The 4,804-nt window shown below is 67.7% G+C and carries 5 protein-coding genes; 1 reads left to right on the top strand and 4 read right to left on the bottom strand.

The annotated features are described in order from the left end of the window. Positions 1-31 precede the first annotated feature (31 nt). Complete coding sequence (locus tag ACFRMQ_RS38225; RefSeq protein ID WP_380735485.1) at positions 32-343, bottom strand: hypothetical protein; 312 nt, start codon at positions 341-343, stop codon at positions 32-34. Between the two features lie 421 nt (positions 344-764). After that, positions 765-1,364, bottom strand: a complete 600-nt coding sequence (locus tag ACFRMQ_RS38220) for a hypothetical protein (protein WP_380735484.1) — start codon at positions 1,362-1,364, stop codon at positions 765-767. A gap of 1,118 nt (positions 1,365-2,482) precedes the next feature. Between ACFRMQ_RS38220 and ACFRMQ_RS38215 the strand changes: the two genes are divergently transcribed. Continuing rightward, positions 2,483-2,704, top strand: a complete 222-nt coding sequence (locus tag ACFRMQ_RS38215; protein WP_380735483.1) for a hypothetical protein — start codon at positions 2,483-2,485, stop codon at positions 2,702-2,704. Between the two features lie 41 nt (positions 2,705-2,745). Here ACFRMQ_RS38215 and ACFRMQ_RS38210 read toward each other — a convergent pair whose 3' ends face one another. Continuing rightward, complete coding sequence (locus ACFRMQ_RS38210) at positions 2,746-3,591, bottom strand: hypothetical protein (RefSeq protein WP_380735482.1); 846 nt, start codon at positions 3,589-3,591, stop codon at positions 2,746-2,748. Between the two features lie 202 nt (positions 3,592-3,793). Further along, the gene (locus ACFRMQ_RS38205; RefSeq protein WP_380735481.1) at positions 3,794-4,465 is read right to left on the bottom strand and encodes an adenylate kinase family protein; all 672 of its coding nucleotides are present in this window, start codon (positions 4,463-4,465) and stop codon (positions 3,794-3,796) included. Between the last annotated feature and the right edge of the window lie 339 nt (positions 4,466-4,804).

Below are 4,804 nucleotides of genomic sequence, written 5' to 3'. Positions count from 1 at the left end.
GGGCGGGACACCGGAAGACCGTAGCGCACCGCTATTCCTCGTCCTGCTCCAGGATGTTCGCCTCCAGGAAGCGGCCATGCTGTCGACGATCACCGCTGACGCGAATGCCTTGTCGAGGATCTCCTTCTCCACCGCTTCCGTCCCCTTTGCCGCCGGCGGTCTCGGGCAGGCCGAAGTGGTGGCGCAGGGACAGCTGCTTGTCGACGATGGCGGTGGCGGGCAACTTCCAGTCCTCGCCGAGGAATTCGAGGAGCTCAGGGACCTTGAGGTCGTCGGCGGGGCCGATGAAGGAGGTGACGGCGATCCAGTCGGTGTTCTTGCCGTCGTAATCGACTACCAGCATCGCCGCCAATGCCTCGCCGACTGGACACTGACGCCAGCGATCTGGAACCACATGGTCGCCCAGCTGCAGGAACAGCCCGGAAACCGGGCCATCATCGACGACCGGAAGCGGCTCGCCGTCTCCGCCTACATCTGGGCCCGCGTCACCCAGGGCGAGTACTTCTTCTCCCCTGCCCCTCGTACATCGCAGCCGACCCGGAAGCCTGCTGCCTCTGGAAGTACCACCGCAGATTCACCTGCACCTGGCTCAGACAGACGGACGACCATCCCCACTACCGCGAGCTGAAGGTGCTACTCGACGACCACGCCGACCAACTCGCCGCTGCCATCGACGCGGTGCGACCACGACCGGTCGTCACCACCAGACCGTCGGAGTAGCGAAAGCCCACCTGCACTGCGTCCTCTGGGGCGTGGTTCCCGTTCTACTCCACCGGCTCGCGCCAGGCGGAGACGAGATCGTGGAATCGCGAGAACCGGGCGCCCGGAACTGTCTCGCCACGGACCGTCTCGCCGTTGAGCCAGCAGATATCGAAGATGTCGGTCTCGGTGTCGAGTAGGCAGCACACACCACCGGTGGCGGCGGTGAGGTCGGTGAACACCTTCCTGACGCTCGCAGACTCCACGAACATCCGGCTCATGCCCGAGGTGGCCGCTGTGAACTGCAGCGACGCGAAGTGCGGGTGCCCTGCGGGCGAGAACCTGACAGTCAGGTAGATGTACCCGACCGACACTCGTCCCCGCTCGTCGACCCTGTCGGAATCGCGGAGGAAGAACTCGCGCATCGCGTCGTCAACGCCGATTACGATCGAGGTGTCCAGTTCGAGCGTGCCGCCTGCTGAGCAGTCGACCGGTTCGCTCTTGAAATTCGAGGTGAACGGCACGATCAACTGTTCTCCGCTCGGCAAGGTCACCGGAAGCGGCGGCGTGTCGCGGCCTTGGGGGGCGAGCTCGGCCAGCCGGGTCAGTGCCCTCACAACGTTCCGAGGGGGCATGAAGATCTCGTAGCTGTAGTCCAGCCCCATACCGTCCCGCCTCCCCTGTCCCGAGCTGGCATCCTTTCACGGTACGGACCGGTCGCCCAGTTGATTTCGGGCCAGGCAGGGGATGGAGACGCCGATCTCGTGCGGCTCCACCTGCCGTTCCAAGCTGTGACCTGACTGACGAAGCCACCCGATGCATCGACGTGCCGCCCGGCCCGGCCGGGAACCAACTACCGTTTCCCAACGCAGGGCACTGACGCAGCCAAACGCTCAGATGGTCAAATCAGCCACTCACTGGCCAACTGAAGTGCTCAGCCACACTTTTGGGGACCTACCGTGCTCTGACCAGCACATCAACGCGGCAAATCACTCAAACCAACCTTGCTCCTGCGGCTTGACGTCCATAGGAGCGTCCCCGCCCGCCTGCCTTTGCCGCCATCTGGGTAGGGAGCAGGCCACTCCGAGGCCGGGCGCCTGTTCCAGTGATTCGGAGGCGGTCGGACACAGGCGGGCACGGGGCCTGAGGCGGTCGGGACCGCTGCTCGCGGCCGCCTGGACGGCCGGACGGCAGACGGCAACCCGCGCCCGTCGTGGCATCCGTCCGCGGCAGCACGATCCGGACCGGGCTCCATACGCTCGATGCACCACATGCTCGGAAAGGACGCCCATGGCCACCACCACACGCAATGCCATCGGGGCGGCAGGAACCACACGGCATGGGGCATCCGAGGTCGCGGTCTGGAACTGGTCCGGAGCCGGGATCCGGAACTTCGGCGACGAGCTCGGGCCGGTGCTGCTGGAGCGGCTCGGGCATCGGGTCCGACGCGTCTCCGAGCTGGCCGACGCCGAGGTGATCACCTGTGGCAGCGTCCTGGAGTTCACGCAGAGCGCCCGCCCCGGTCTCGTCGTCTGGGGATCGGGCCTCATCAGAGGCGGCCACTGCGACGCCGAACGGTTCGACGTCCGAGCGGTCCGGGGCCGCCTCACCGCCCACAGGCTCGGCGTCACCGTCCCCCTGGGCGACCCGGGCCTCCTGGTCTCGGCCCTGTGGAAACGGCCGGCGGTGCGGCACAAGGTCGGCGTCGTCCGGCACTACGTCGACGAACGGGTGTACCCCTGGGCGGACACCCGTCATCGACGTCACCGAGCCGGTGGACGAGGTGGTCGCAGCGATCGGCCGCTGCGCCACCATCGTCTCCAGCTCCCTCCACGGACTGATCGTCGCCCAGTCCTACGGCATCCCGGCCATGCGCATCCACGAGGCCCGGGTCATCGGCGGCAACTTCAAATGGGCCGACTACGCGACGGCCCTCACCAGACCCGTCGAGGAGATCCAGCGGGAACTGGTCGCCGCTCTGCTCCAGGGGACTGACCATGGGTGAGATCCGGGCCCGCCCGGCGGGAACCCCGTCAGCCGAAGCGCCTACGGACGCCTGTCCTCGGGCGGGCTCGCGGGCAGGTCCATCGCGTCATGGCGCGCCTGGATGCGGGCGATCACGCGCTCCCGTCCCAGCGTCTTCGCCTGGCGGAGCTTGGCTTCGGCAAGGAACAGGGGAGCCCAGAACAACCATCCCCACAGGCTGAAGTCCAGCGTTCCACTCCACACCAGTGCCTTGTTCGTGCCGAAGGACGCCACGAACGTCAGCACGTACGCCTCGACCCGGTGCGCAAGAAGAAGGCGCAGCGGCGCGTTCCGGGCCCCCTGCAGCAGTTCGACCGCCGCAGCGGTTTCGGCGGCCCGGAGGTCCTCACCCGCGTCCTCGCCGGGCTCGCCACGAGCGGCTCGCTTGAGCGCGTCGGTCACCAGCACACTCTGCTCCGCGCCGGCTGCCCGCTGAGCCCGCCCTTGGGCAGTGGCTGCCTCCAGGTCGTCCCAATAGCCGCGTCCGGCCCAGCCCGTTGCGGCATCGACTCGCTCGCGTGCGGCGGACCCGGGCGGGGCCAGACTTTCGATCCGCTCCTGCAGGACCAGCGCACGGCGCGCCCGCCCCGGGTAATCGAAAGCATCCGCGCGAAGGCACAGCTCCAGGTACGAGACCAGGAGTCCGAGATCGTCCGGTGCCAGTTCGAGGCCATCGCGATAGGCGGCCTCAGCCGCGCGATCGTGGTCGTCCTCGTCCTCTGCGGCATGTGCCTGCCCGAGCCAGCGGTAGAGGACCGGATCGGGCCCGTACTCCTTGAGCCCCGCCTCCGCCGTATTTCTGACGGCCTCGTGGCCGCCCACCGCGAAGAGTTCCGAGCATCTCTCCACGTACTGCTGCCGTTCCACGTTCCCCCCAGTTGTCCAAAGCAAGTGCCTTCTGATGTCCTCGGCACCGTTCTCTATCACCATGTGATCACGAACACCAGATCAATCGTGCACCCAGGAGCTGGCGTAGCTTCACGGCGCCTGCACCACCTCGTCCCGTTCACCTGTGACGACCCGGCACGCCTCTTGTCGCTGAACGCGGTGCTCGAGTGCGACGCCTCGGTCAAGTCGGCCGCAGGCCGTGCTCCCGGAGCGCGGTGAGCCCGCGCATGGCTGTCTCGTCGGACGTGCCGACGGCGTCGACCGTGACGAGGAGATCCTGCCTGGCGTAGTGCTGGGCGACGGGTTCCACCATCGCCTCGTAGGACTCGAACCGACCGCGGATGCTGCTCTCGCTGTCGTTCTCGCCCTGATGGAGCTCACCACCGCAGGCGTTGCAGACGCCCTCGACCAGGAGGGTGTCCACCGATGGTTCGAAGGTGTGGGTCCGGTCGTCGCGGCAGAGGCGGCGGCGTGCCCGGCGACGGACGTGGCGCTCCTTCTCCTCTTCCGGCAGGCGCAGGCGCAGAACGCCGTCGAGGGGCTGGCCGAGCTCGCGGAGCAACTCGTCCAGAGCGGGCGCCAGGGTGACTCTGTGCGGGTATCCGACGAAGAGGAAACCCGCATCGGTCGCCCGGTGCAGGTGGTCCCGGACGATCTCGGTGATGATCTCGTCCGGGAACAGCCTGCCGGATTCGATGATCTTGGCAGCTCGGATCCCCAACTCGGTGCCCTGGGAGACGTGGGTGCGCAAGAGACTGCCGAAGTGGATCCGCGGCACTGCCAGGGCCTCAGTCAGCGAATCCGCCGGCGTTTCCCGATCGAACCCCAGTGGCTGGAAGAGGACGACGCGCATCGGTCCATCACTCCTTGGCTCGGCTTTGATCGCAAATCCACTGGGCGGACCGCACGTTGGACCCGCCGGTGCGGACGCCCCTCCCGACCGGGCCGCTGGGCCGAGTCAGGTCCCGCGAGTTGTGATCCTGCCACGCTGAGGCCGCGGTCTGCCAACGTCTTTGACGGGCCGGCCCGCCGGCGGCGGGCCAGACGGTGGCTTTGAGGTGGAGCAGGGTGGTTTTGGCGTCGAGGCGGTGGGGGGGCAGGACGCGGGGCTGAGTTTGTGGCCCAGGGCAGGAACAGGAACAGGAACAGGACGGTGGCGGTGGTGCCGGGCCGGCCGAGGTCGGAGACGACC

The organism is Kitasatospora sp. NPDC056783 (assembly GCF_042789895.1).
Taxonomy (GTDB): domain Bacteria; phylum Actinomycetota; class Actinomycetes; order Streptomycetales; family Streptomycetaceae; genus Kitasatospora.
Note: the sequence above shows the minus strand (reverse complement) of the source record. Positions and strands in the feature narration are given on the sequence as shown.